Annotated in this window: 31 protein-coding genes and 1 tRNA gene; 3 read left to right on the top strand and 29 right to left on the bottom strand. The window is 35.6% G+C overall.

Features of this window, described 5'->3' with window-relative positions:
- Positions 1–54 precede the first annotated feature (54 nt).
- The 23 genes from MSWAN_RS02350 to MSWAN_RS02240 form a co-directional block, all read right to left on the bottom strand.
- The gene (locus tag MSWAN_RS02350) at positions 55–318 is read right to left on the bottom strand and encodes a DUF3194 domain-containing protein (RefSeq protein WP_013825010.1); all 264 of its coding nucleotides are present in this window, start codon (positions 316–318) and stop codon (positions 55–57) included.
- Positions 315–680 (bottom strand): prefoldin subunit beta, encoded by a 366-nt coding sequence (locus tag MSWAN_RS02345; RefSeq protein WP_013825009.1) that lies wholly within the window; start codon positions 678–680, stop codon positions 315–317. The genes MSWAN_RS02350 and MSWAN_RS02345 overlap by 4 nt, the downstream gene beginning before the upstream one ends.
- 199 nt (positions 681–879) lie before the next feature.
- The gene (locus MSWAN_RS02340; protein WP_013825008.1) at positions 880–1,161 is read right to left on the bottom strand and encodes a KEOPS complex subunit Pcc1; all 282 of its coding nucleotides are present in this window, start codon (positions 1,159–1,161) and stop codon (positions 880–882) included.
- A gap of 86 nt (positions 1,162–1,247) precedes the next feature.
- Complete coding sequence (locus MSWAN_RS02335) at positions 1,248–1,763, bottom strand: Brix domain-containing protein (protein ID WP_013825007.1); 516 nt, start codon at positions 1,761–1,763, stop codon at positions 1,248–1,250.
- Positions 1,764–1,816: 53 nt separating this feature from the next.
- A complete protein-coding gene (locus MSWAN_RS02330; protein ID WP_013825006.1) occupies positions 1,817–1,948 on the bottom strand; it encodes a DNA-directed RNA polymerase subunit P in 132 nt (43 codons plus the stop codon).
- Positions 1,949–2,218: a 50S ribosomal protein L37Ae gene (rpl37A, locus tag MSWAN_RS02325; RefSeq protein WP_013825005.1), complete on the bottom strand. Its 270-nt coding sequence runs from the start codon at positions 2,216–2,218 to the stop codon at positions 1,949–1,951.
- Positions 2,219–2,312: 94 nt separating this feature from the next.
- Positions 2,313–3,104, bottom strand: coding sequence for an exosome complex protein Rrp42 (gene rrp42, locus MSWAN_RS02320; protein ID WP_013825004.1), 792 nt, complete (start codon positions 3,102–3,104; stop codon positions 2,313–2,315).
- The gene (gene rrp41 / locus MSWAN_RS02315; protein ID WP_013825003.1) at positions 3,105–3,833 is read right to left on the bottom strand and encodes an exosome complex exonuclease Rrp41; all 729 of its coding nucleotides are present in this window, start codon (positions 3,831–3,833) and stop codon (positions 3,105–3,107) included. It lies immediately after the preceding gene.
- Between the two features lie 16 nt (positions 3,834–3,849).
- Complete coding sequence (rrp4, locus tag MSWAN_RS02310; RefSeq protein ID WP_013825002.1) at positions 3,850–4,677, bottom strand: exosome complex RNA-binding protein Rrp4; 828 nt, start codon at positions 4,675–4,677, stop codon at positions 3,850–3,852.
- Between the two features lie 174 nt (positions 4,678–4,851).
- A complete protein-coding gene (locus tag MSWAN_RS02305; RefSeq protein ID WP_013825001.1) occupies positions 4,852–5,547 on the bottom strand; it encodes a ribosome assembly factor SBDS in 696 nt (231 codons plus the stop codon).
- A 3-nt stretch (positions 5,548–5,550) separates the two neighbouring features.
- On the bottom strand, positions 5,551–6,300 hold the full coding sequence (gene psmA, locus MSWAN_RS02300) for an archaeal proteasome endopeptidase complex subunit alpha (protein WP_013825000.1): 750 nt from the start codon (positions 6,298–6,300) through the stop codon (positions 5,551–5,553).
- Positions 6,301–6,440: 140 nt separating this feature from the next.
- Complete coding sequence (locus MSWAN_RS02295) at positions 6,441–6,815, bottom strand: Rpp14/Pop5 family protein (RefSeq protein WP_013824999.1); 375 nt, start codon at positions 6,813–6,815, stop codon at positions 6,441–6,443.
- Between the two features lie 152 nt (positions 6,816–6,967).
- A complete protein-coding gene (gene rnp3 / locus MSWAN_RS02290; protein WP_013824998.1) occupies positions 6,968–7,717 on the bottom strand; it encodes a ribonuclease P protein component 3 in 750 nt (249 codons plus the stop codon).
- Positions 7,718–8,140, bottom strand: a complete 423-nt coding sequence (locus tag MSWAN_RS02285) for an RNA-binding protein (RefSeq protein ID WP_013824997.1) — start codon at positions 8,138–8,140, stop codon at positions 7,718–7,720.
- A gap of 3 nt (positions 8,141–8,143) precedes the next feature.
- Positions 8,144–8,689, bottom strand: coding sequence for a 50S ribosomal protein L15e (locus MSWAN_RS02280; protein WP_013824996.1), 546 nt, complete (start codon positions 8,687–8,689; stop codon positions 8,144–8,146).
- A gap of 305 nt (positions 8,690–8,994) precedes the next feature.
- Entirely contained in the window at positions 8,995–9,315 is a 321-nt protein-coding gene (locus MSWAN_RS02275) for a carboxymuconolactone decarboxylase family protein (RefSeq protein WP_013824995.1), read from the bottom strand.
- 389 nt (positions 9,316–9,704) lie between these two features.
- Positions 9,705–10,163 carry a riboflavin synthase gene (gene ribC, locus MSWAN_RS02270; protein ID WP_048187840.1) on the bottom strand — a complete coding sequence of 153 codons (459 nt, stop codon included), beginning with the start codon at positions 10,161–10,163 and terminating at the stop codon, positions 9,705–9,707.
- A gap of 222 nt (positions 10,164–10,385) precedes the next feature.
- Positions 10,386–11,348, bottom strand: a complete 963-nt coding sequence (gene mch, locus MSWAN_RS02265) for a methenyltetrahydromethanopterin cyclohydrolase (RefSeq protein WP_013824993.1) — start codon at positions 11,346–11,348, stop codon at positions 10,386–10,388.
- 300 nt (positions 11,349–11,648) lie between these two features.
- Entirely contained in the window at positions 11,649–12,266 is a 618-nt protein-coding gene (locus tag MSWAN_RS02260) for a thymidylate synthase (protein ID WP_013824992.1), read from the bottom strand.
- On the bottom strand, positions 12,254–13,228 hold the full coding sequence (locus tag MSWAN_RS02255; protein WP_013824991.1) for a methionine synthase: 975 nt from the start codon (positions 13,226–13,228) through the stop codon (positions 12,254–12,256). The genes MSWAN_RS02260 and MSWAN_RS02255 overlap by 13 nt, the downstream gene beginning before the upstream one ends.
- A 236-nt stretch (positions 13,229–13,464) precedes the next feature.
- Positions 13,465–13,770 (bottom strand): DUF1894 domain-containing protein, encoded by a 306-nt coding sequence (locus MSWAN_RS02250; protein WP_013824990.1) that lies wholly within the window; start codon positions 13,768–13,770, stop codon positions 13,465–13,467.
- A gap of 1 nt (position 13,771) precedes the next feature.
- Entirely contained in the window at positions 13,772–14,233 is a 462-nt protein-coding gene (locus MSWAN_RS02245; protein ID WP_013824989.1) for a DUF1890 domain-containing protein, read from the bottom strand.
- A 225-nt stretch (positions 14,234–14,458) separates the two neighbouring features.
- Complete coding sequence (locus MSWAN_RS02240) at positions 14,459–14,950, bottom strand: GNAT family N-acetyltransferase (protein WP_013824988.1); 492 nt, start codon at positions 14,948–14,950, stop codon at positions 14,459–14,461.
- 61 nt (positions 14,951–15,011) lie between these two features.
- On the opposite strand from MSWAN_RS02240, the gene MSWAN_RS02235 reads away from it, so the two are divergent.
- A tRNA-Ala gene (locus tag MSWAN_RS02235) sits at positions 15,012–15,084 on the top strand.
- 341 nt (positions 15,085–15,425) lie between these two features.
- Here the strand turns inward: MSWAN_RS02235 and hypB are convergent.
- Both hypB and hypA read right to left on the bottom strand, forming a co-directional pair.
- Entirely contained in the window at positions 15,426–16,082 is a 657-nt protein-coding gene (hypB, locus tag MSWAN_RS02230; RefSeq protein ID WP_013824987.1) for a hydrogenase nickel incorporation protein HypB, read from the bottom strand.
- 83 nt (positions 16,083–16,165) lie between these two features.
- Positions 16,166–16,576: a hydrogenase maturation nickel metallochaperone HypA gene (hypA, locus tag MSWAN_RS02225; RefSeq protein ID WP_013824986.1), complete on the bottom strand. Its 411-nt coding sequence runs from the start codon at positions 16,574–16,576 to the stop codon at positions 16,166–16,168.
- Positions 16,577–16,871: 295 nt separating this feature from the next.
- Here hypA and MSWAN_RS02220 point away from each other — a divergent pair, with 295 nt between their 5' ends.
- On the top strand, positions 16,872–17,738 hold the full coding sequence (locus MSWAN_RS02220; protein ID WP_013824985.1) for a ribose-phosphate diphosphokinase: 867 nt from the start codon (positions 16,872–16,874) through the stop codon (positions 17,736–17,738).
- A gap of 264 nt (positions 17,739–18,002) precedes the next feature.
- Here the strand turns inward: MSWAN_RS02220 and MSWAN_RS02215 are convergent, their stop codons facing one another.
- From MSWAN_RS02215 to lonB, 3 genes are all read right to left on the bottom strand, one after another.
- Positions 18,003–18,596: a hypothetical protein gene (locus MSWAN_RS02215; RefSeq protein ID WP_013824984.1), complete on the bottom strand. Its 594-nt coding sequence runs from the start codon at positions 18,594–18,596 to the stop codon at positions 18,003–18,005.
- Positions 18,597–19,121: 525 nt separating this feature from the next.
- Positions 19,122–20,714, bottom strand: a complete 1,593-nt coding sequence (locus tag MSWAN_RS02210; RefSeq protein WP_013824983.1) for a DEAD/DEAH box helicase — start codon at positions 20,712–20,714, stop codon at positions 19,122–19,124.
- Positions 20,715–21,151: 437 nt separating this feature from the next.
- On the bottom strand, positions 21,152–23,059 hold the full coding sequence (gene lonB, locus MSWAN_RS02205) for an ATP-dependent protease LonB (RefSeq protein WP_013824982.1): 1,908 nt from the start codon (positions 23,057–23,059) through the stop codon (positions 21,152–21,154).
- A gap of 514 nt (positions 23,060–23,573) precedes the next feature.
- On the opposite strand from lonB, the gene cobQ reads away from it, so the two are divergent.
- Positions 23,574–25,100, top strand: coding sequence for a cobyric acid synthase CobQ (gene cobQ / locus MSWAN_RS02200; protein ID WP_013824981.1), 1,527 nt, complete (start codon positions 23,574–23,576; stop codon positions 25,098–25,100).
- Positions 25,101–25,369: 269 nt separating this feature from the next.
- Here the strand turns inward: cobQ and MSWAN_RS02195 are convergent, their stop codons facing one another.
- Positions 25,370–26,020 (bottom strand): potassium channel family protein, encoded by a 651-nt coding sequence (locus MSWAN_RS02195; protein ID WP_013824980.1) that lies wholly within the window; start codon positions 26,018–26,020, stop codon positions 25,370–25,372.
- Between the last annotated feature and the right edge of the window lie 6 nt (positions 26,021–26,026).

Raw genomic sequence — 26,026 nt, 5'->3', positions numbered from 1 at the left:
AACATTTACAGTTTAAAAATCCAGTTTAAGACCAAATGAATGATCTTCAAACATTTAAAGATCTTCAACGAACTTATCAATCGCTTTTATGGCATGAGAAGCTGCTTCATTAGCTATACTCTCATCTGCCGATGATAAATCATCTAAAAGAATCTCAACCACAACATCAACGTCCAGTCCGTCATTGTGGTCGAGTTCCACATTTATATCGAGACCAAGAACCTCTTTTTTGGAGATCTTTGAAAAAATGAATTTTTCTGCGGCATCGGCCGCAACTTCCGAGATCTCGTCGAGTTCCTGGTCTGTGAGTTTCCTCACTGACCTAACCCCTGGGATAATCCGGAGTTCTGCATTGCTTCCTGTAAGGATGCTTGCATTTCCTGGAGTCTACCCATAATACGATCTTCCTGGCGTTTCACTGTTTTCTCACGAAGATGTAATGTTTCAACTTTCTCTTCAAGTTCCTTGGCTACTTCATCTTTTTTAACTTTTATAAGCAGGTTTCCTGCTGTTTTGTAAACCTCACCGTCTTCTTCAACTTTTTTAAGCTCTTCAAGTGCCTTTTCAGTTTCTTTTATCTGCAGGTCAACGTTCTGTTTCTGCATTGAAATTGCCTGTGCCTGCTGCTGTACCTGCTGGAATTGAGTTATTTGATGCTGGATGTTTTGTGGAAGTTCCATTTGTATCACCTCATAAATCTAGAATGAAATCTTCTTAAAGATTTCACCTAAAATCTTAATCTAAATCTTGATAAATAACGAAATTAATTTTTAAATATTTAAATTTTAGTAATTACTAAAAAATTTCAAGTTTAGTAATTTTTAATTAAATTTTAGTTTTTAAGTTCAAATAGGATTTATTTTATTGAGATTCCTTGATCTAATTTTTTGATGGCCTATTAACAAATTTCTTAAGTTCTAAAACTTCATATGATAGTTTTACCCATCTTAAATATGAATTTAAAGATGCTCTGAGAGATGTTGTATCTTCAGCATCGATTTTAATCTTTAAAACGTTACCGGATAAATCAATATTCACAGATGTCCTTTCTGAAGGTGCCGTTCGAATCTCAGGTTCCACTGACCTTAAAACAATCTCAGCGTCCTGCTGAGTTTCAAATTTCATTTCAAGCTCTGTTTCAACGCCTTCAATTATCCCCAAAGTAAAAGCTCCATATTTTTAGTCATTTCTGGCGGATTATTCCTACGAGTTATTGAAATCCATCAAAAAATTACAATTCATCCAGATTACAACACGAAACCAGATTTACAGTCACCAGTTTTTAATATATATATTCTAGGACCAGTATCCTCACCATTGCTATCGTAAAATTTCAAGACCGCTTTCTTTTCACTATTCCCTTTTTTAAGGAGTAAAATGTTTTCTTGTTTTGAATCATCACGACATTTGGGAATATCAAGAATTTCAACGAGTTTTTCACCGAGATTACTCAAATCATCAACTTCACATCTAAATGCGAGATCACGCTTTTTCACTCGACCCTTTGAAACTGGAACTGAAACTGTAACATCAAGAGAAATGAGGATATCCCCTTTCTTATCATAGAAATCAATTCTACTTGGGTTCCCCTTAGTCTCGGATATTATTGCTGTTTTATTGAATCCACTTTCAGAAGATTTTAAAAGAACGTCCCGAATGCTCATCTTGCCGCGGTTGGTGTATTCTGATTTTAATACCCTGTTAAGGCTTTTGCAGAAGGACCTTGTCCTCTGTGATGGTTTTCTGGACGTTGTTATCAACATGTGCTGCCTAAGTTTCTGTTTTTAGGTTTATACTAATTAATTGTATATGCTGCTTATCTTGCTTTTACTGTCCTTTTTACAGGAGGGATTTCTTTAAAAAGTATTCTGTACCTGCAGCTTGGACATTTGGACTCAGTGTAGCCTTTGATATCAACAAAAGTACCGCATTTTCCACATTTATACAATTATAAACCTCCAATTATCCTTTTTATGTTTCTTGCAGCTGTTTTACCCATTGGAGTTGATGGAAGGTATGCTCCTCCAGTAAATACTGTACCGCATTTTTTGCATTTCCATATTCCTGCTGAAACCCTTTTTACAGAGGGCCTATCACATTGAGGGCAAACATGATTCTTTTTCATGTTTTCTTCTACTGCTTTAACGGTCCTCTTTGCTTTTCTTCCATATCTTGGACCGAATCTTCCTGTTATACCTACTTTTTTCGTTCTTGCCATTTTATATCACCTTATAAGTATTGTATCAACTTTATTTTGTTATATACTAAATTATATCAGTTATTTAGATAAATTTAGATAAATTTTATTTAATTTATTTTAGATATTCTCGAAGCTCTTTTGTCTTCTCTTTTGCAATGGTGACCGCTTTTAGGATTTCATCTTTTTTAAATGGTTTTGCACCACCTTTCTGCATTGCACAGATAGTACCATCAGCTCTCATCCCAATTGAGATACGAGCATCCATGATCTCTTCTTCTTCACGGGATGGGTCAACAACTAGTTCATCATCTATTTTTGCAAATGTACACATTAAAGCTTTTTCATTGAATGGTAACGGGATCATTTTATCGTAATCTAAAACGATTTCATCATCTTCCACAGTAGCGGTGGGTATCTTGGCATTCATAAGAGCTGCTACAGTTCCAAGAACAGCTGTATCCATAAGGTTGCCCTCATAATCTAAAATATGGAGATCTACAAATATCATCCATACTTTTTTACCTTCAATTATGCATAGTTTCTCAAGGTCAACCACTTTTGCTTCTCTTACACATCTATCTGTGACCCTTGAAAGTTCTACAGAATTTTCATCAGGTGGCCCTGGTTCAAAGTTGGGAGCTGCCATTGGAAGTAGCTCTGAATTGGTCATTAACACTCCCATTTGGGGTGTGTCTGAAAATGGTGCGGCTATCTGTGTTTTTACACCTACCATTATCTGAGTGTTTCCTATTTTTACCCTTGCAGAACCCTCAGCCTTATCAATGACACCTGTTTCAAGGGATATTTCACGGTATTCATCGAAGGCTCTGCCATCTGTTCTTTTTCCTTCTTTTATAAGATTTACTACACTTTCCCTTATGATTTCAGGAACTATACTGACCATCTAATCACCATACCTATTTTTTATGGCTTTTTTCTGCTCTTCACTTATTCTTTTACATCCTTCTACTGCAAGATCCAGAGCCTTTTCAAATTCTTCCCCTGTAAGGTGTCCATCCATTTGTAGAAGAGTGATTTCACCTGTTCTTGGCATCATAGCTATTGGAAGGTCAGCTTCACCTTCTTTGTCCTCAACTTCTGAGAGGTCCATAACTACTTGTCCATTGGATTTTCCTGCTGCGCATGCAACAACAATATCTCTCATTGGAACTCCTGCATCTGCAAGTGCAACGGATGCTGCGGTTATTCCGGCACATCTTGTTCCGCCTTCGGCTTCAAGTACTTCGATAAAGACATCTATGGTTGAGCGTGGAAATTTTTCAAGGAACACTGCAGGTGTCAGTGCTTCTGATGTTATTTTAGATATTTCTACAGACCTTCTGTCCGGTCCTGGTCTTTTACGGTCATCCACTGAAAATGGCGCCATGTTGTACTTGCACCTTAAAACAGCCTTATTTGGCATCATTATGCGCCTTATATGAAGTTCTCTTGGCCCATATACTGCTGCAAGTACTTTGTTACCTCCCATTTCAACATAGGCAGATCCATCAGCCCTTTCAAGCACTCCTGCTTCTATTTTTAATGGTCTTAGTTCATCAAAAGCTCTTCCATCAGCCCGTGCACTGGTTTCTGTACCTGTGCTTAAATTGCTATTTGTTATAATACTAATCACCCCTGCTATTACCTGCTTATTGGATAAATTCCTCTTTATCTTCTTCCTCTTCTTGTTCTTCAGATTTTTGAGGCTCTTCAGATTCCTGTTCTTCCAGTTCTTGAGGCTCTTCAGATTCCTGTTCTTCCAGTTCTTGAAGTTCTTCAGGCTCATCTACAGATTCTTCTTCAGGTTCTTTGCCAAGAAGCTCTAAAAGCATGGCCCGTACCCTATCTGTCAATCCAGAGGTGTGTGACTGTTCTTCAATCATCATTATAACTTTTTCAGCCACCCTTTCCATTTCAAGTTCGCCTTTAACCCATACAACACCGTTTTGACCTACAACAACATCACAGCGAGTCTCATCTTTTATCATATTTATCATGGAGCCTTTTTTACCTATGAGCCTTGGGACCTTGGTTGGGGTGATATTTATGAGAATTCCACCCCTAAATTTACCGAGCCCTCTACCTTTAAGACCCAGTTTCACCTTTTTTACCTCGTCAACATCTACAACCCTCAAAAATAAAACGTCACCAACATCAAATGTTCTGCTTAGTTCACGTTTTTCCTTTCCAAAAACGTCTGAGGCAGGTAAAAATCCGGAATATGGGGAGTTTACATCCAGATTCCACATGGAGAATCTTATATCTGTGACTTCACCAATGACCACATCTCCCCTTTTTGGAATGTACTTGCTCTGTAAGGGTATCACACTAATTTTTTTATCCCTTATGGCCACTAGACCCACAAGGGAGGAACATATATTACTATTTTCCCTGAAAGTTCCTCTTCCTGAGTGATATTCTTCATCTGCCAGAACATCTCCAGGAACTACTATTTCCTTATCCTTTACAAATATCACATTCTGCCTCCTTTATGTGGAATGCCCAAAAAAATTAAAAAGTTAATTTAAGCTTAGTCTATTACTTCGTTAATACTTTTATGTTAGTAATTAGTTTTTATAATATACTATAGGTTACTAACTAGATTTAACTAGTGATTTGCTAACTGTCAGTGATTAGCTTAATTTATTAACTTATTTAATCAGCTTTGTTTCCACCTGTCCCTTTGTAAGCTCACTTAACTTTGTGTAGAAACTGTCCTGTAGACCACCTGGTATTTCAACCACAGCCACCCATGACCCATCCTTCTGCCATTCTTCTCTCTTAGTCTTTCCAAACTCAGGGATCACACCGTAAACCTTTCCTGTGAAGTCTCCAGGTATCCTTATTGCCACCCTCACCTTCTCAAACCTAATGGGTATCTTGGTACGTATGGCTTTCATAACAGTTTTTACCTGTTCATCAACGCTTTTAAAAGGGTCTACATGGATCCTACATTCATCCATGGCTATTTCTATCCTTCTTGCAGGGTGAGGGAGCTTTGTCTGAGGATTTATAGATTCTCTTGTTATGGTTGCAATGATGAGCTTTCGTTTCTCTTCCTGCATTTCCTTCCGCTGTTGGGCTGTTAACTGTACATGACCCTTTTTTATTATAGTTACAGCGGCTTCAAGCGGATCGATTGTGTTGAAAGCCTTCATCATAGCTTCTTCAGAAGCTTTATCCCCTTTTTTAGAGTCTTTAAATACTTCTTCAACTGCAAGTATTTCCTCAATATCTATCTTTTTTCCGTCTTTAAAGTCCGATGCAAGATCTGGATCTACCAAAATCTCAAAGTGTTCACCATAATATTCCAAACGGGCTATAACTGCATCTTCAAGAGTAACCATAATTTACTCCTCTTCTTCCTCCTTGGATTTCCTTATAAGGAGTTCTTCAACATGTTCTGCAATCTCTTCATCTGAAAGTTTTCTGAATTTTTTATCTTCAACCCCAATCACTGCAATTTCAACGCTTTCGGTTGTGGTTTTACCTTCAGTTGCTTCATATACAGCATCTAATGCAAGTTCAATGGCTTCTTCAAGCTTGATATCTTCATGATATTTCTTCTCGAACTCGTCCATTGCTACCTGCCTTCCAGCACCAATTGCAGTAGCTTTATATTCAATTAAAGCACCACTTGGGTCTGTTTCAAAGAGCCTGCACCCTGATTCGTTGACTCCACCAATTATAAGAGCTGATCCAAAGGGTCTAACTCCCCCATGTTGGGTGTACATCTGCTTCATATCACATATCTTTTTGGCAAGGCCTTCAACCCTTATTGGCTCATTGTAGGTTATCTTGTTGATCTGAGATTCCATCCTAGCCTTCTCAATAAGAGATCTTGCATCTGCCACCAATCCAGAGGTTGCTGCCCCTATATGGTCGTCTATCTGGAATATTTTCTCTATGGATTTGGGTTCGACCAGTTTGCTTGTTGGTCTTTTATCAACTGCAAGTACGATGCCCTCAGTTGATTTTACACCTAAAGAAGTTGTACCTCTTTTTACAGCTTCTCTTGCATATTCAACCTGAAATAGTCTTCCATCCGGGCTAAATACAGTTATAGCCCTATCATATCCTGCTCCTGGAAACGGTTGCATATATATACCTCTCTAAATTTTTCAATAAAGAAATGAAATTTGCTCTCAAAAAATATCAAACTTTTTTTGCTGGAAATTGTATTATAAGACTTTATTATAAACCAGTTAAATTATTTTTGTTTATAAACTATTTATTCATCTTATTCTTCTGGTTTAATAAACTTTTTTATTGCAGATTTGATGGTCCCAGAAATTCCAAGTGTGTGGAATACAACTCTTCGACCCCTAAACTTTGTTATTGTCGGAAGTATGGCCCTTACAGGATTTAATTCATCCCGATTACAGCGTAGAATTCCTCTCATACTACTTTCATGATTGTTAGAATCACACTTCCAGACCTTCACAATCCATAGATCGAATCGGCCTGTTCCACATGCACCATAAAGATCCTGTGAACCATCCCAGATCATAGCTATAACATCATCTCTGGTGAGTGGTAACTGGGATATAACCTCAAATGCAATGTACCTCTTTTTAACCCTGAGGGTTGGAGGCAGTATCTTGAGTTTCATCATTTAAATCATCTTAAGTTAAATTTTAAACTGAAAGTTATTATTATAATATCATCAACGTTATAAGCACCAGTCTTGTTTATCCAATTGTGCTTTTTTTTGTAAATAGGGTCTTTTTGATTTAGACAGTTTTCTAAAAACATTCTCCAAGACTATTATAAATCGCTTATTATCCGTGCCCCATCTACTACAACACTACTTCTCAGTTCAGTCCTTTCAATTATTCTTTTGGGGGTTTCGGAAATAGCACATTCTGCTTCATCTTCTGTCATTCCAAAACAATGAGCAAGTGCAATTATGTCTTGAGGAGTTCTGAGGTCATATATAGAAGTAGCATCACTTGTGATGATCACGGGAAAATCGAACTTCCGTTGAAGATTTATTATATGCCTGAACTGATTGAAAACCCTGTATCTATGCCTTAAACCTGTTTTAAATAGATACTTAAGGTTTAACTCTATTGCAACACTGTTCTCTGCGGCTTTCCTTGCAAGCACATGGTTTATTCCACTGTCTCTGCAACCTTTATACGGCTGTAACAATACATCAACCCGGGGATCCTCACATGCAGCCCGGTTTATCTTTACATCGCCGCCGTTAACCAGCAGAATATCAACTTTGTTTCTGAACTTCTGAACTTTCCTTTTGAGGTCTTCAGGGTTCTTTGCAACGAGTTCAACAGCGCTTTTTATCTGGAAGTTACGTTTGTTAATGGGAATATGGTCGGAATTTTCATTTATTCCTTCTTTCAGCTTTTCAAAATCATTTGAAGTATTTTTATCATATTCATCCCAGTATTTCACAACAGCAATACCTGTGTAGCCCAATCTTTCTGCTTCTATGATGAGGTTTTCATTTCCTTTGCTAATATGAACGTGAAAATCAAAAAAGACTTTACTCACCATTTACTCACCAAATATTTCCCTTGCAATTTTCAAGGCAACTTCTTTTTTCGCAGGATAAGCTGCGATCTTGATCTTAACGTGAATGGAATCGCCGTGCTCAACCACCTTCAGATCTTCAAGGTAGGCTCTTTGTTTATCAAATCTTAAAAATAAATTTCCTTTATGATCCATTTTATTTTCTAGTTGATTTACAATCCTTTTTTTATCAGGATCTTTCAACTTATCCAAATTTTTGACAAAATCCCTTAGTTCCCTTTTTTTGGTGATTTTGTCGTGTAAAATTAAAACAGGATTTTTAAAGTAGCCTTCCGTGAATTCACTTTGAGGTGAAGAAGTTGGAAAAAGTGTTTTAATAGCACTTTCCACTTTTTCCTGGTTTTCTGTTCCATAAACAAATGCTCTGTATGAGATGTTATGGATCATAGATTACCTTGCCTTCTCTGCTCCTTTTCCTTTGCCCCTAAGTCCTCTTATTTTTTTACCTTCACTGGTGAGGCCTCTGAACACACGGTTGGTGTGCTGATTCTCACAGATCCAGTTTATTTTAGGGTCATTTTTAATTGAAGGACTATTAGGGTCAACGAGAATTACTTCAAAGAACTTGAATTTTCCATCTTCCCATACCCAGTACGAGTTTAAAACCTCAAGGTTCGGGTATTTTCTTGCAACCCTTTCCTCTGCTATTTTTTTGATGGATTTTATAGGAGTAATCTTAACTACACCCATCCTTTTAGGTTTCCTACCTGCTGTGAACCTTGTTTTTCGCCTTCCTCCTCTACGGACTCGGGTTCTTACAACAACGTATCCTTTTTTAGCTTTGTAACCTAAAGATCTTGCCCTATCGATCCTGGTGGGTCTGTCTATTCTCTCTATTACACTTTCTCTTCTCCAAACAGGAGCTCTTTCTTTCATTAACTCCTTAACGTAGGAGTTGCTTGGATTTTTCCATGCGTCTCTTATATATTTGTACATTAAAACACCTCTTTTGTTCAGCTTTCGCCACATCCATGAGACTTACATCTCAAAAAAGTTAGGTTATATAATTTAGTATATCACCAAAAATTAGCGATGATCATTATTAGTTAAATGCATTTAAAAAGGTTGCTATTCATCCATCTTTCATTGGTTAAATTTTTTTATTCATGACTTAACTTCCAATTTATGGAATTCCTATAAATGGACTTATGAACCTAATTAATTGGACCTATGAGTTTATAATAAAAATTATCTTAAAAAAATTGATTTTAGAAGTGAAACTGAGTTTAAACTTTAACAGCTCACTCCATTGTTTTGTATAATATCCTAATAGCCTTTGTAAAGGCAGGTTTTCCTGCAGTTAAAAGAACCACTCTTAAAACATCGACTATCTCATCTTTTGTTATATCCAGCTCTTTCATACCACTTAAGATCTGTTTTTTTATTGCCCTATCATCAGAAGCTGCCGCTGCTATGCCAATAGCCACAAGTTTCTGGGTTTTGTAGTCAAGAACCTTTCCTGTGTAAGCTGCCTCATTTAATGCCACACTAACATCATAAAGGTCAGGATAGTCCTCTTTAAGATGTATCATCCCTTTGCTGAAAAATACTTCATCTTTCATTACATTACCCCCAAATCTTTTTTATTCATATTAATTTTATGATTTTTAAAACATATAAAACTTATCTAATTGTTTAAAAAATGATTTAATGTATTTTTCCAGTTTAAATTCATTTAATAACCAGCTTTTATCCATTTTCCAGATCTATTTCATGGTAAGATTGTTTAACCGCCGCTTCGACAGTTTTAAAGGGTTTTTTTCTCCATTTAACATTTCCTCTGAGTTTTTTAAACTCATTAAGTAGTACAATCTTAATTAAAGCCCACGTGATAAAGTGATTAACATCATTAAAAGTCATAAAATAGGATAAATAAACTTAAACATTGGCATTATCCTGAATATGGGTGTAATTTTTTTTATTATTAAATAAAATTAAAAAAGTAAAATAATTACAACGGTCCTTTATTTTCTCTACCTTCCCTCATACCCATAGCTGCTTCTCGACGCATTTTATCTGGTTTAAATAACATTTTAACCACATTATCTGCATGTTCTCTTGCACGGTTTTCTGCAAGCTGTTTCAGGTCTTTATCATCCTGACCCTCGTCTTCGTGAACGAAAACCTCTATTATATGAGTGTTGGTCATCAGTTGAGCAGTAATAAGCCCTGTTGATGCTTCATGTGCACATAATTTGTCTATTTTTTCAGGCCCAGGCATTCCAAACGCCATGACAAGTTCACAGCCCTCTTCTTCAATGAGTTTTTTTGATGCCACCGGAAGATCTTTTATACCAGGTACAGTGCGCCTTATGAATTTTATGTTGCCAATTTGTTCTTTAATCTGGTCTAATGCAGCTCCAGCCATGTCAAACCTTGCAAATGTGGTATCGCAGATTCCTATCTTCATTTTATCACCATAAATTAGAATTTTGAGAATCAATTATTTTTATCCACAATTCTGTTCTTTCTTAAGTATTGATCTGTTTGTTAAATTTAGTCTTAGTATATAAATAGGTCTATAAAGTTATTTTGAATAATTTATTTGAAATAAAAAATTAGAAAATAATTGAAGATAAGATAAAATAAAAGAAATGTAAATTATTTAAAAATTATTTAATCAATCTGGATCTTACAATCCAAATGATTTCTTGAGTAGCTCAACGTTCACGGATCCTGCACGGAACATTTCTCCGGTTCTAAGGTCGTTTATTACAACTTCTGCAGGTGCGAACATTCCTTTGTCTATTTTGTAGAAGTCAAATCCAGCTTCTTTGAAGACATCGTAGAATGGTTTTCCGTATCCATCGGATGATGAGGATGGTAACTGTTCTGCAACGGATTTTATGTCGTCACCTTCTTCTGATTCCACATAGTAATATGTTCTACCACCGAATAGAACTGCGTCGTTGGTTTTACCCATTGCTTTCAAGCCATCGGGATCTACAGGTGCTATTGGTGCTATTCCTGCTGCGTGTTTGACCTTTGTGACATCAAACTTAATGAACTCAAGCATTTTGTAGGTACCGTTTTCAACAACCCTTCCAGCTATCTGGATTGACCCTACAAGTGATGATGTTGGGGCAACGAGCAGGTAAACATTTTCTGGTGAGACACCACAGTCAGATGCTATTGAATCTGCCACATCTGCACCTGGAAGTTTGTCAGCTTCAAGTGTTAATATTGCAACATTTGCATCGTCCTTGTATCCTATTTCTTCATATGTTTCTGCAGGTTTCAATGCTAGAGCCCTTGCTGGACCTGAACCTAGTGCAAAGAAGTCGCCAACACTTACTGACCAACCGGCTTTCTGGGCTCCGAGGGTTGATATTGCTGGAAAGTTTGTTTTTATTTTAACAGAAGGTATTGCGAAGTTTTCTGAGAGATCTCCCGGTATGGAAATTCCTACTTCTGCAAGTCCACCTAAACACACTTTTGTGTAGAGTTCTCCTGCTTTAAAGCTTCCAGAAACGTTAACACCACAATCTATAACTGTTGAACCGTTTTCAAGTTTACTTACTGCTATGTTGAGCATGTCTGCCTTTTCAATCATTTGATCTACTGTTTTTTTTGCTTCAAGATTGACACTTACCATTATTTCACCTCATAAATCAAATTTAACCATTATATCTATGCCCTCATATCGACGACAAGTTACTTTTAGTTAATCTAAATTTTTTTAATTAAATCTGTTTAATCCAACTATATTTTTAAGTTTTTTTATTTGATTTTTTAGCCAATAACATTAAACCAATAATTTTAGTATAAACTAATTAACTCAAACTAATTATTATATAAAACTCATTTATTTAACCTAAATTCAATAAAATCCAATTTAAAATCAGTTAATTATAAAAGATACTAAAAAGATGCTAAAAAAATGTGTAAAATAGATTTAAACCCGTCCAGCTTCTTCAAAATTAACTTCATAGATATGTGCGCTTATTGAGTGAATTGTGAGAGTTCCAACTTCCACGCCAACTTCCTTCGCTGCGTACTGTGCAAGATGGCTGAGCCCAACTGCATTGGGGAACCATGCGCCATAAATATCATGAGACCTCCATAAACCAGTGGTTTTAAGTTTCCCATCCCTTATTTTAAAGTCAACAAGGATCATACAGGGTACCTCATTGTTTTTAGTGTCAACTGTTGGATCCCATGTTACAGATATGGCTCTTCTTGATTCTTTAAAGTTTTTAAGCCGTTCTATAGCTTCCTGTATCTGGTCAACATCGTCAAAATGTTTTCTGAGCCTGTTGCCGTAGGTGTAAACAAATCCCTGTCTGTCATTGCTTAAAAATTGTTCTGCATATTTTTCAAGCTTTTCACCGCTCCAGAAGTAGCCTTCAGGTGCTTCTATGTCAAGGGGATTTTTCACCATTACAACTGTGTTCAAAAGTTCCTTTGTTAAAGAACCTCTTTCATCTTTTATTTCCACGCCTTTTTTTATTACCTTCTTCACAAGAGTTTCCCAACCTGTTTTTATGGTTGGAACTTTAATCAAGATAGCCATTCTACTGCCTCCGTCATAGTCTTGAGTTTTGCAAACGCTGTTTCTCTAGAAAGCATTCTCATACCACAGTCAGGGTCAATTATCATGTTTTCCTCTCCAATTAAATCAATACCCATTTTTATTAGATCTGAAACATCTTCTGTAGTTTCAACCTCTTCTTTTTTGGTGTCTATACATCCAAAACCTATTTTTTTGCCCCTTAAATTTGAACTTTCAAGAGCATGGATATTTTCAGGTAAACCTGCAAATTCACAATCTACTATATCAACTTTAAACCCTAAAAGATCGTTAAAAACTGAACCTATACCTCCGCAGACATGCATTGAAACAGGAACATTTATGTCTTTTGTTACGATTTCAACCGCCTTCTTTGCTGTGTTTATATCAGCAACACCTGTGGATAAAAATGGTTCATCTATCTGAATAACTGCTGCACCCGCTTCTTCAAGATATTCTACCTCTTTTTTAAGCGCCCATGCTAGATCAATTATTGCATCGTCTTTTTTATCTTTATCATAGAACCCTTCTATTCTACATGAAAGCACGAGTGTTGTGGGTCCTGTTACGATTCCTTTAACCCCTTTAAAGTTTTCATTGAATTTACCTTTAATCAACAGTTCAGATTTATCAAATTCATTGGATATTTTTTTTGCCGTGTTTATTGTTAATTTAAGGTCTGATGCTCCTAAAGAATGTGGAAGTGGTTTTATTTTTCCTACGATCTTTGAGATGTTTCCCTCAACTGTCATGCCAGGTATTTTCCCTGCAAAGGCCTCGATCATATCTCCTCGAACCTGTCCATCAGATATCAAGTCAATTCCGGCCTTTATCTGATCATGTACAGCAAGTTCCAGAGCTGGTTTGTATCTGTCGTAAGATCCAAATAAATCAGCTATTTTGGATGATACCGATGATGGTTCCTGTGGAAATGCAGGATAACTTCCTACAACAGTTTTTAACATAATATCGCCTATTTTAATTTGATTAATTAATTATTATTCCAACTAATCTAATCATTATTTTAGTTAGTAATAAGCTTATTAAAAGTTCATTATTAAGAGTTTGAATTGGGTTAGGAATAGATAATTGAAGTAGATTAGTAAGGGAATAGTTTTAAAGGTATGTATCCAAATTAAAGCTATTTTAAGATTTAATTTATTTAAAGGACATATTAGTTAAATCTTTTTACTTATTCCCTTTACTTTATTGCAACGGCTCTGATTCTGTTTATCTCATCCTTCTCAATGGGTAGTTCAACTACTGCTGTTCCATAGCATGGTTTCGTGTAGGGAAGCATGACAGTACCCTTTTCCTCGTCAATACCTATAGGTACTGGAGGTAAGCCTATAATCCTTGCGCCAAGTATCTTTTCTCCAGGATTTACATGAATTACTTCCTTTGCTTCTTTCTCTATCAACCGGGCACATTCCTTAAATCCTGTTTTAGCTATTACTATGCGGTAGTTTTCTGATTCCTGCAGATACGTTTCAAGACAGAATGACATTTTAACCCTCCAATTTCTTAATAGCCCTATCAAATTTAACCTTCATAGGTGTAGGGTTGTGGTAAGCTCGGACCGCTACTATTTCAGCATCAGTATTTTCTTTCACCATTTTTTCGAATTTTTCAAGTAAATCTGGATCCTTCTCAAATACCAGGGCAATTGAAGTCGTATTAAGAATATGATAAAATGTTACAAAGTAAGAAACTGCAGCATCTTTATGCACAAAGCCCACAAGAAGGTCAAATGCCCCTGATTCAAGATTTTCAAGACAGGACTCTATGTCTATCTTACTTTTTATGTAGAAAGTCTCTGGATCTGAAACTTCAATAAGTTTCATTGCAGAAGGTGTGCTTGCAACTGTAACGTCATATCCCATTTTAGTGAGTTTATATGTAGCATATACTGCCATAGGCGTTTGAGACGGTGCTTCTGGACATCCTAATAATATCAAAGCTTTTTTCATGCTTTTATTCTCCTAACCTTTCCATACTTGTTCCTTAATTTTCTCATTTAATTCTTCAAAACATCAAATATGCAATTATATTGCAGTTAAGAAGATAAATGTTTAAAATAACGGATTCCATTTAATTGAATTAGTTTCCATGATCATTAATTCTTTACTTTATTTTATATTCTATTAAGAAACCTCTTTAAAAATTTTATGAAATAAATTAAATTGTGGAAATGATTAAATCAATCTAAAAAAGATTATTCTGTGCTCTCCAGGACCATTATAATCTTTAATAACCTTCAATCCATCAATAACAATTGTTTTATTATTTCCATACACCTTAAATCCAAGAGTTTTATAAAATTCAACTTCAACCTTATTTCGTGGCTTTGTGATGAGATAAACTTTTCTACATCCTTTATTCCTCAAAACTTCAAAGAAATTTTTAAGGAGACGTGTTGCGATACCCTCCTTTTTAAAGCCAGGTTTCACACACAAAAATTGTATGTAAGCATTATTAGGATCTGTCTGGGAAATAAACCCCAAAAGAAATCCTAGAATCTTCCCACCCTCATGATCTTCAACTATAAAGGAAGTATTTCTAAAAAATTTCGTGAACATATGATAAATAGAATTTCTCTCTGTTAACATTGGACTGCATTTCTCTGCAAGTTCAGCTATTTTGAGAAAATCATCTCCCTGAACATTTCTTATTTTGATATCCTTCATTATTTTCCCCCTAAAAGAAATAGCATTAAGTTTAAATATCACCAAGTTAAAGTAGTTTACAGGGCTGGTAGCTCAGGAGGTAGAGCGTCGCCTTGGCATGGCGGAGGCCCCGGGTTCAAATCCCGGCCAGTCCATTAATTTTAACTTATTTTAATTAATTCTACAACTTTTTATCTGTTTTTAAATTGATTGCTTTCATTTTCGGTTAATATCCAATATAATCGTTCTTTTAAAATTAAATCATCTTTTTAAGATAATCATCACAAAAATCAAAACATGCTGAAAAAGTTTGGTGCTATGTTTTTGCTTCTTAAATCAATGATTTTAATATTTTTTTTATGAAATTTTCATTAAAAACTGAATATAAAAGTTTAGTGTTAATCAGAACATCCCAAACCATCAGAGAACACGGAAGTATTTCAATAAAAAAATATTACGATAAAAAGACAATGGATAATTGATCCAATTTATCGGTTCAATTCTCCTTAATAAATCCTTCAATAGCGTTTATAATCTCATCAAGACCTTGTCCTGTTTTAAGACTACTTTTTATTACAGCTACATCAGGATTTAGTTCTTTAACGTCTGCAACCATTTTATCTTGATCAGCACCAACTGCGTCTGCAATGTCAACCTTGTTTATAACGACCAGGTCTGCATCTTTAAAGATTAGGGGGTGTTTCTCAACTGTGTCGTCTCCTTCAGTGACGCTTATAACGACCATCCTTATATGGGATCCAAGGTCGAAATCAACTGGACAGATCAGGTTTCCAACGTTTTCTATAAATAGAATATCTATATCCTCCAGTGGCAGGTCTCCAAGGACGTGTTCCACAAGATGGGCATCTAAATGACATTCTTTACCTGTATTAAGTCCTACAACAGGCACACCATGCCTCTCAATTCTTCCTGCGTCGAACTTACTTATTACATCTCCGGCTATGACACCTATTTTATAATCCATTTTTTGGATCAAGATTTCTATGAGTGATGTTTTTCCAGAGCCTATAGCTCCTAAAACATCTATTGAAAATGTATTTGCTTTATCGAATATTTTCTGGTTTCTTTTTGCAAGTTTTTTGTTTGCAACCATGATATCATGTTGTATCTCAATGTCTGCGATTTTGTGCATCTTATCACTCTTTTAAAAAACTTTATAACTTAATTATACATTTCAATTATTGTTCAATAATTTCAATCAATATGCATGGATGGTTAATTACCATTATCATTTACTGGATCATCACTCTCTAAATCATCATCCTGCTCTATTCTAATTTTTTTAACATTACATTCTCGCCCCGCAGTTATCTCTACATCCCGTCCACTGCATTTAGGACACTTGATTATTGCCAGATAATGATCAGAGCCTTCCATATTTGCTGATCCCACATAATCACATGCATTACATTTAATTTCTACTGAAACTTCTTCTATATTGATTTTTGATCCTTCAAGTAATGTGTTCTCCACTAGAACATCCAGAAGGAATTTAAGCTGCTCAGGGTTGAGCATGGTGAGTTTTCCAACTTCTATAGTTACTTCAATGATCTCTGTAGCGTTGTTTTTCTCTGCAACGTCCAGAACTGTTTTAACCATGGCGTCGGCCATTGAAAGTTCGTGCATCTGGCCACCTCTTCTATCATATTAATATTAATCCTATTATTAGAGGAAGCTTATTAATAAAGTTAACAAATATTGAATAATGAAATTCTTTTTATAGGATATACTAAATTGAATATTAATTGATTGAATGTTGATTTAAAATAGTATAATTATTTTAGGAATAGTAAAATTCAAAATGCAAATTTTAGTTGGGTAACTAAGATTAACTACAAATTGATAAATACTTGTTTGAATAAGTTAAATTTATGACATTTAAAGTTTACAACGGTTATATTAACAATAATAGGTGGTTTTTTTGATAATAGGTGGATCTTCTTCACAAAAATTAGCTGCAAAGGTTGCAAGGGAATTAGAAGATATTCTGTGTCCCATTGAAACCCGTAAATTCCCAGATGGTGAACGATATATAAGAATAAAAGGTGAAATCCCAGAGGAAGTAGTTGTAGTTCAATCGACAGGTTATCCTCAGGACGAAAATCTCATGGAACTTTTTTTAATCCTCAAAAACCTTAAGAATTTAGGAGTTAAAAAAATAAGGGTTGTGATCCCCTACTTTGGATACGGAAGGCAAGAACGCGTGTTCAAAAAGGGAGAAGCAGTTTCAGCTGCCATAGTTGCTGAGCTCCTTGAAGCAGCAGGTGCATCAGAACTATTCTGCATAAATCTCCATGAAAAAAATATAAAAGACTTTTTTAACATTCCTGTGCATGAATTATCTGCAATGCCCGCAATAGCAGAACATATCAAAACAAACATGAATGATCCAATCGTAATTGGACCAGATAAGGGTGCTCTCGGGTTTGCAGAGGAAATTGCAGAGATACTTGGCTGCGAGTGCGACCATCTTGAGAAAACCAGGTTGTCACCAACAAAGGTTGAAACCAAACTAAAGGGCATAGACGTTAAAGGCCGTGAAGTTGTCATAATCGATGACATCATAAGTACAGGCGGGACGATCGTTAATGCTACAAAGATTTTAAGGGAACTTGGTGCAGAAAATGTTGTTGTTGGATGTGTACACCCTGTACTGGTTGAGGATGCTCTTCTGAAGATATTCACAGCCGGCGTGGAAGATGTATTTGCCACCGACACCCTCAGATCTGATGTTAGCACAGTTTCTGTAGCTTCAGTTGTTTGTGAAGGTTTGAAACAGTTTAAATAACCAAAAGCAGTTTTATTGAAAATAAGTTTTTATCCAGAAATTGTTTTTTTAACATCCATTTTTTTTAATATTCTCTTTTTATACACCTTGATTTTTTAATTTTTAAACAAAATCAAATTAAGATGAAGAATTTTTCATTTTAAAAAAACATCACAAAACAAATTAAAACAGGAAAAAACTTTTTTTTGTCTATTCTTTCCTATTTTATGTCTAGCTTACGTCTAGTTCTCCCATTTTTTAATCTTTATTTCATATTTTTTAATCTTAATTGGAATTAATCTTCACCAAAGGATGCTTTATCAACTGTTTTGGCCTAATATTTGGACTACATGTTCCATGAGAAGTCTCAGAGTTACTTACATTTTTACCTACCAATTTCTGCAATTCTTCTTCTTGATCCGGAGTGTAATCTCCAAAATAAAGTCCATTTTCATCCTTTTTAATAATGTCATATTCCACAGGACAGTCTGCAACCGAAGGCACCAGAAGGCATCCATTTTCACTCACATCTTGCTCCACTTCCAGCTCCCATCCTCTGCTTAGAATGGTTGCGTGATTCAACATTTCAACAATGGGTTCATTATTGGCTGTTACATATCTGGCAGTGTTGTGGAAATCAACACATGTTGCACCGGGCACATCCTTGGATTCATTATCTAAATTGTATGTACCTGTAGCACGCACGTTAAAAAGAGAATGTTTACAGTTCTCATCTAGGAACGTCCTGATCATTATTTCCCAGTTATCATCTGAAAAGGAAGCTTCCCTTCTGATGTAAAGAACAGTTCCATTTTGATTTTCAATTGGTTCTGATTTTTGGCTTTGCCATTTGCCATTTAAATCACTTGACTTCAACATTCATGTTCCTCCTTCCAAAAAATCGTAACATACTATAAATATTTTAATATCTTTAGAATAATTTATAATCATTAAAATTTTAGAATCCTTCTATTTCAGAATTCCATTGTATCAAATCACTATTAGTTATTTTCTATTTTATTTTTAAATTTAATTTAAAACCAGCCAGTTAAGCATCCTTTTAACTCCTTCCAAATCCAATTCTTTATCCTTAATTTTAGGGTACTATTTTCATGGTATATCTTCATTTCAAATTAAAGAAGTGTATCTCACTTTTTCAGTTCTTTGAAGTCTTTAAATCAAAATTTTCGAACGGTTTAAATCTAAACTGAGAGTTAAAAAATATTCAGTTACAATCTGAAAAAATTTAATTAGAATAGGATTGCCTCGAACAAATAAATATAAAAATAGAAATTTTAAAAGAAAAGAGAATTTGCAAAGATAAAAATAAGAATAAAATAAGATCTATCCAGAAATTTAAAAAACAACCTAAAAAGGAGTTTTATGGGGACTTCAATCCCTTATTTATTCCCTTTTATTTGCAGGTTCCATATTCACAGATTTACCTTTTATTCTAGATCCACTTACTGAAGAAAGAACTTCACCTGCACTGGCTTCAGGAACTTCTACAAAAGAGAACTTGTCAAAAACATCCACTTTACCTATTGATGAGCTTGTAAGACCTGTTTTGTCATTTATAGCTTTTATTATATCTTTTGCTCTGATCTTCTGTTTACGGCCCACATTGATGAAAAATCTTACCATACCTGGACTTGCTCCTGTGTCACCGAAGTCGTTAGACGCGGATTCCACTTTAACATCACTGGTTTCCCTGGTCATGACAATTTTAAGAAGTGCTGCTGCCATTTCCACGGAGCTGTAATCTTCTTCCATCATCTTTTCAATAAGATGAACCTGTTTTTCCAGATCTTCTGTGTTTATAACATGTTTAACATTTTCAAGGAAGTTGTTGGTCTTGATCGCTTCAACATCCTTGATGGATGGTATCTGATGCTGTTCTATCTTGGTTTTGGTGTATTTCTGTATATCTCTAAGCTGGTAGATTTCTTTTCCAGATACGAAAGTGAATGCCATACCTGTTTTACCTGCTCTACCTGTTCTTCCAATCCTGTGAACATAGTATTCATCGTCGTTTGGCACGTCATAGTTGAAAACTGCTTCAACATTTTCTACATCGATTCCCCTTGCAGCCACATCTGTTGCAACCAGGACTTCGATCTTACCGTTTCTAAACTTGGCCATAACTCTGTCCCTCTGACTTTGGGTCATGTCTCCATGGAGTCCGTCTGCAGCATATCCTCTTATCTGGAGATGTGTTACAAGTTTGTCAACTCTTCTTTTGGTGTTACAGAAAACAAGTGATAATTTGAAGTTGTGTATGTCCAGTAAACGTGATAGAAGTTCAAGTTTCATTTTCTCTTTAACTTCAAAGTAGATCTGCTGGATCTCGGGTACCGTGAGTTCCTGATGGACTACCTTAAGGAATTCAGGGTTATTCTGGTATTTACGGGTTAAATTAAGTATGTCCCGGGACATTGTTGCAGAGAAAAGAAGAGTCTGCCTTTCAGAGGGCATATCCCTTAAAACAATTTCAATATCATCTCGGAATCCCATGTCAAGCATTTCATCAGCTTCATCCAGAACCATGATTTTCACTGAATCCATTTTCAGGGTTCCTCTCCTCATGTGGTCCATAACACGACCTGGAGTGCCTATTATAACTTGTACACCTTTTTTAAGGGCTTTTATCTGTCTCTCTATCGGCTGGCCGCCGTAAATTGGCAGTACTTTGATTTTACTCATGTACTTTGAGAGCTTCCTGATTTCTTCTGCAACCTGAATTGCAAGTTCCCTTGTTGGGCAGAGTATCACGGCTTGCAGACTTCTGTCGCCAGGATCAACCATTTCTAGAATCGGAATTCCAAATGCGGCTGTTTTTCCTGTACCTGTCTGTGCTTGGCCTATAACATCTCTTCCATCCAGTACGTGAGGTATTGCTAAAGATTGAATTGGTGTGGCTTCTTCAAATCCCATATCTGCAACAGCGTTCTCTATTTCACTGGATATATCTAAATCTTTAAATCTAAGTTTTTTCATGTTTTATTGTCCTTTATTTTTTTATTTTAATACTATTATAATCAGCATTATCGTGAATCCTTTGAATAATTGAATATTTATTTGTTGAATATTATTTAATAGGTAATAGTATGAGCATTTATAATATAATTCCATGAATTTTTCTTAAAATCCATTAAAATTATTAAAATCTTAAAATCAATTCAGTGATGAACTATCAAACCAACCTATTGAAAATATTATTTATTAAATTTGTAATTTTTAGAAAAGATTTACGTCTAACTTAATATTCCTTTTTTTATCTATTTATATCTATTTGTAAAATCAGTTTAACTAATTTTATATTGTTGTGATATTCCATAACTCCATTAAAATCAATTTATATAAAATCATTTAAAATTTTCAATTTATTTAAAATCAAAAAAAGGAAAGGGAAATATCCTTTCAATCATTTAAAATTAATTAGTTGTTGGGTTATGAAGTATACCCTTTGGAACTATTTCTGTGATCTTCCTCATCTTCACGATAATGCTCTCTTTTTCCTTTCCAACAAGTGCATGTTCTAGAACGTCACTCAAGGTTTCCACAGGAATTATTTTAATCTTATTTTTATACCTTTCTTCAATCATGACATCATCCATGTTGGATTTGGGTATAAGAACCGTTTTGATACCTGACTCAGCTGCAGCTTCGATTTTTCCAGTAACACCACCAACAGGGAGAACATCTCCCCTAACACTGAGTGATCCAGTTAATGCCAATGACTGGTCTATAGGGATGTTTTCAAGTGCAGAGATGACCGATGTTGCAACTGAAACACTTGCACTGTCACCTTCAACACCCTCGTAAGATTGGAGGAACTGGATATGTATATCATAGTTGGATATGTTGGTTCCTGTGTTCTTCTTAATAAGCGCACTAACATTTTGAACAGCTTCCAGAGCTATTTCTCCAAGTTTACCTGTGGCAATAATCTTACCCTCTTCCTTACTCTGGGATGGAGCAGCTTCGGCAGCTATTGGGAGCACTATACCACTTCTATCACCAATTATAGCTAGACCATTTACCCTACCAACCTCAGTACCTTCAGTTTTGAACACACTGTAATCTTTCCTTTGAACTATGTAACGATCAGCTATCTGCTGTTCAAGGGTTCTAGCAAGTTTTTTAGCGCTTAAAACATGTTTAATTGTTACAAATTCTGCATTCTCACCTTTTGCTATGTCACCTGCAGCCCTTACAAGACCACCTAAATCCCTTAACTTTAAGGTTAATGAATCTTTTTTACCTGATCTTCGCTGTGCTTCTTTTATAATCTCAGCTATAGCTTTTTTACTGAAGTGAGGTATTCTACCGTCTTTTTCAACTTCTTGAGCAACAAACTGAACCAGTTTATCCCTGTTATCCTGTGTGTCAGGCATTGAATCCTTCATGAAGACTTCGTAACCGTATCCACGTATCCTTGACCTGAGTGCTATGTGCATGCCCTCTAGCACTTGAAGGTTTCCAGATGCAACCAATACAAAGTCACACGGTACTGCCTGTGAACGCACCATTGCACCGCTGCTTGTCTCGCTCTGTCCAGTTATGGAGTATTTCTTCTCCTGCATTGCAGTAAGAAGTTCTTGCTGAGTTTTCATTTGCATAGTTCCAATTTCGTCTACGTAAAGCACCCCTTTATTTGCACGGTGTATCATTCCAGCCTCAACACGTTCATGAGCAGGTGTTCCCAGTCCTCCGGACTGATATGGGTCGTGCCTAACATCACCCAGTAACGCTCCAGCATGAGCTCCTGTAGCATCAACGAATGGGGCTGTTTTATTATTTTCATTGTTTACAAGAAGTTTTGGAACCATTATTGAAGTTCTTGGCTTCATCTGCTGAATGGCCAGGAATACTATTCCAGCTGCTATTATTGCAGCTAAAAATTGTTGTAAAATGAATCCAATGACCAGAATAAAGGTTATTATGATCATCATGAACATATTCTTTTTCTCTTCCTGTCCCTTAGCCTTTATTTTGTGGTTCATAACCACTTTTTTACCTTCACCAATAGGCATTGCACCTATAAGGGGATTGTGGTTGTCTTCAATATTTGGATAAACCAGTATGTCCTGAAGCTCTTCTGGTGGAAGTAACTCTGCCATTCCTTTGGCAAGCATGGATTTACCAATACCAGGTTCTCCAATTAACAGGACATTTCTCCTCTGTTTTGCTGCTTTTTTTACAGTTTCAACAGCTTCTTCCTGGCCTATAATTTGATCTATGATCTTCTTAGGAACTTCTATGTCCTGAGAAGTTTTATAACTTCTAAAATTAAGCTTATCTTTTAATGAAGTTGTAGAATTCGAATTTAAATTTGCCATAATTTATGACAACCTCCTCAAATTTTGCATTATACAAAAATCAAAGTGATTTTTTTTTAGATTGATATGCTTTATTAAATATATACTATCTTATATATTATATATGAATATTTGCTTTTAGAAATCTTTACTATTACTTTCATTCATATAAAACTTTCTAAGATTTTTCTTACTTTAGTAACTTCAAGTATATAAAAGCATAGATCACTATGCCAAAAAATGATTTAACTAGATGAACAAGCGCCAAAAATAAAAAACTTCTCAAATACAAAACAAGAACTAAACTTTTTTATTGTACATAAACATGATAAGAATCAATAAGGATCAAACGTTGATATCAACAATTTGATGATTAAAAATGATTAAAGAGCTAGATCATGGAGACATCAATCAGAAAATTACGTAATACGTATTGCATTTGTCAACTCACATAATCATTCAATTGAAATCAATATGACAATCTGAACATCAATTTTGCATTAGTGTAAACTAATAATCAAGGATAGGTATCTAAATGGATTTAAAAAAGAAAACAACCTGTATCATGGTTCAAGGAACCTCCTCAAATGCAGGTAAAAGTGTTGCAGTTGCTGCACTCTGCAGAATCTTCTCAAAAAGGGGTTACAAAGTAGCACCGTTCAAATCTCAAAATATGTCCCTGAACTCTTACACAACAACTGAAAATGCAGAGATAGCGATGGCCCAAGTTCTCCAGGCTGAAGCTGCAGGGGTTGAACCATCCTACAACATGAACCCTATTCTATTGAAACCCAAAGAAGATTTCATATCCCAAGTCATCGTGCATGGAAAGCCCGCAGGTGACATGAATTTTTACAATTACCAGAACAACTTTCGAGATGAAGCTCTAAAAGCCATTAAAACATCACTCGAAGCTTTAAAAATGGAATATGACATAATTGTGATTGAGGGAGCAGGATCCCCTGCAGAGATAAACATGCTGGATAAGGACCTTGCAAACATGCAGATAGCTCGCATTGCAGATGCAGATGTAATTTTGGTTGCTGATATTGATAGAGGTGGCGTTTTCGCATCCATTGCAGGAACCTTCTCCCTTCTGCCAGAAGAAGACAGGAAAAGGATCAAGGGAATAGTAATAAACAAGTTCCGAGGAAACTTGGACATTTTAATTCCAGGAATACGTCAAATAGAAGAAATAGTTGGTGTGCCAGTTCTTGGAGTTTTACCCTACGATGAAAACCTCAAACTTCCGGAAGAGGATTCAGCATCACTTTCAGAGCATAAATACCGGAAAAATGAGAAATTAACAGTTGGAGTTATGAGACTTCCCAGAATTTCCAACTTCACAGATATTGACCCAATTGAATACGAACCTGATGTTGGAATAAAACTCATTGAGCTTGGGGACAAAATAGGGGATGTGGATGCAATCATATTGCCCGGCACCAGAAACACCATAAGCGACCTTTTAGCCCTTCAGAAGGTTGGTTTCACAGATGAGATAAAACAACTATCACAGGATATTCCTGTTTTTGGTTTATGTGGAGGATATCAAATGCTCGGAACCAAGATCATTGATGAAACACTTAAAGAATCAAAATATGGTAACATTGAGGGCATTGGACTTTTAGATGCCAAAACACGGTTTGATTCTGTTGAGAAAGTTGTCACCCAGAGCCGTGGCGAGGTGCTTGGAGGGGGGATATTTGAAGACCTTAAAGGCGACAATGTAAAGGGTTACGAACTACATGAAGGCCTTACCACACTTGGAACATCAAAACCATTATTCAGAGTTATTGAAGGGTGTGGAAACCATCCAACCTCCGAGTACGATGGGGCTGTAAACGGGGCTACTGCAGGGACCTATTTCCATGGCATATTCCACAACTTCCACTTTAGAAGGTTTTTCACAGATTATTTAAGAACCTCAAAGGGTCTTGAACCACTTGGACTTGTTAAAGATGACTTTGAAGATCTGAAAAATTTTTCAATAGACAGACTTGCAAAAATATTTGAAGATAACGTGGATATGCAAGTCATTGATCAGATGCTGGATATTTGATCTTAGATTTATCTTATGGATGCAACATGAAAATATTAGTAAATGAAATGAACAAATGTTTTGTAAAAACAGTATTTTAATTGTTTAAAAATTTAATTTAACTTAAAATCAATTTTATTTTTTATTAATGCTATTTTCATAATTTAATGTTAAATTAGGAATATTCGGAACAAATTCTTATAGATAAATATAACTGAATAATCATGCGAATATCTGATCATGTAAATATTCTGACTATCTACTTTTAAAATTCATAGCAATTGTGCGTTTCATTTAGCAAACATGTGCGTAACAGCCTGTACTTTAGGTGTTTTCACAAGAATTGATATCCTATCTCCCTCACCAATCACCATATTCTCCTTAGGAATAGTTATTTCACCATTTTTGTATATGGCAGCTATTATGTAGTTATCTGTCGGACTTACATCCCCTACTTTTTTGCCTATGACTTTTTTATTGGTAACGCTTATATCAAGTAACTCTGCATTTCCCTTTCCAATGATAATGAGGTCTGCTATTTTGGGCCTTGTTATAAGCTTTTCAAGGTATCCTGCAGCTGTAAGTTCTGGACTTATGACTGCATTTATTCCTACCTTTTTGAATGCTTCTTCATGATCTGGGTTGCTTACCCTTGCAATAATCTTAGGAACCTTGTAATCCTTCACAAGGATACATGAGAGTAAATTAGATTCATCGTTGCCAGTAGCTGCCACGAATACATTTGCATCATCAATGTTTGCTTCTTCAAGCGTTTTTATATTTGTTCCATTACCGCAAATAACAAGGGCATCTAATTCAGCCGCAGCATTTCCACAGAGTGTTTCATCATTTTCAATTAGGGTGACATCGTGTCCAACAGAAACCAGTGCAGAAGCAAGATTTAGTCCTACCCTTCCGCCACCCATTATTACAGTATACATATTAAA

It is taken from the genome of Methanobacterium paludis (assembly GCF_000214725.1).
Lineage (GTDB): Archaea > Methanobacteriota > Methanobacteria > Methanobacteriales > Methanobacteriaceae > Methanobacterium_C > Methanobacterium_C paludis.
This window is presented reverse-complemented; position numbering and strand designations above follow the sequence as displayed.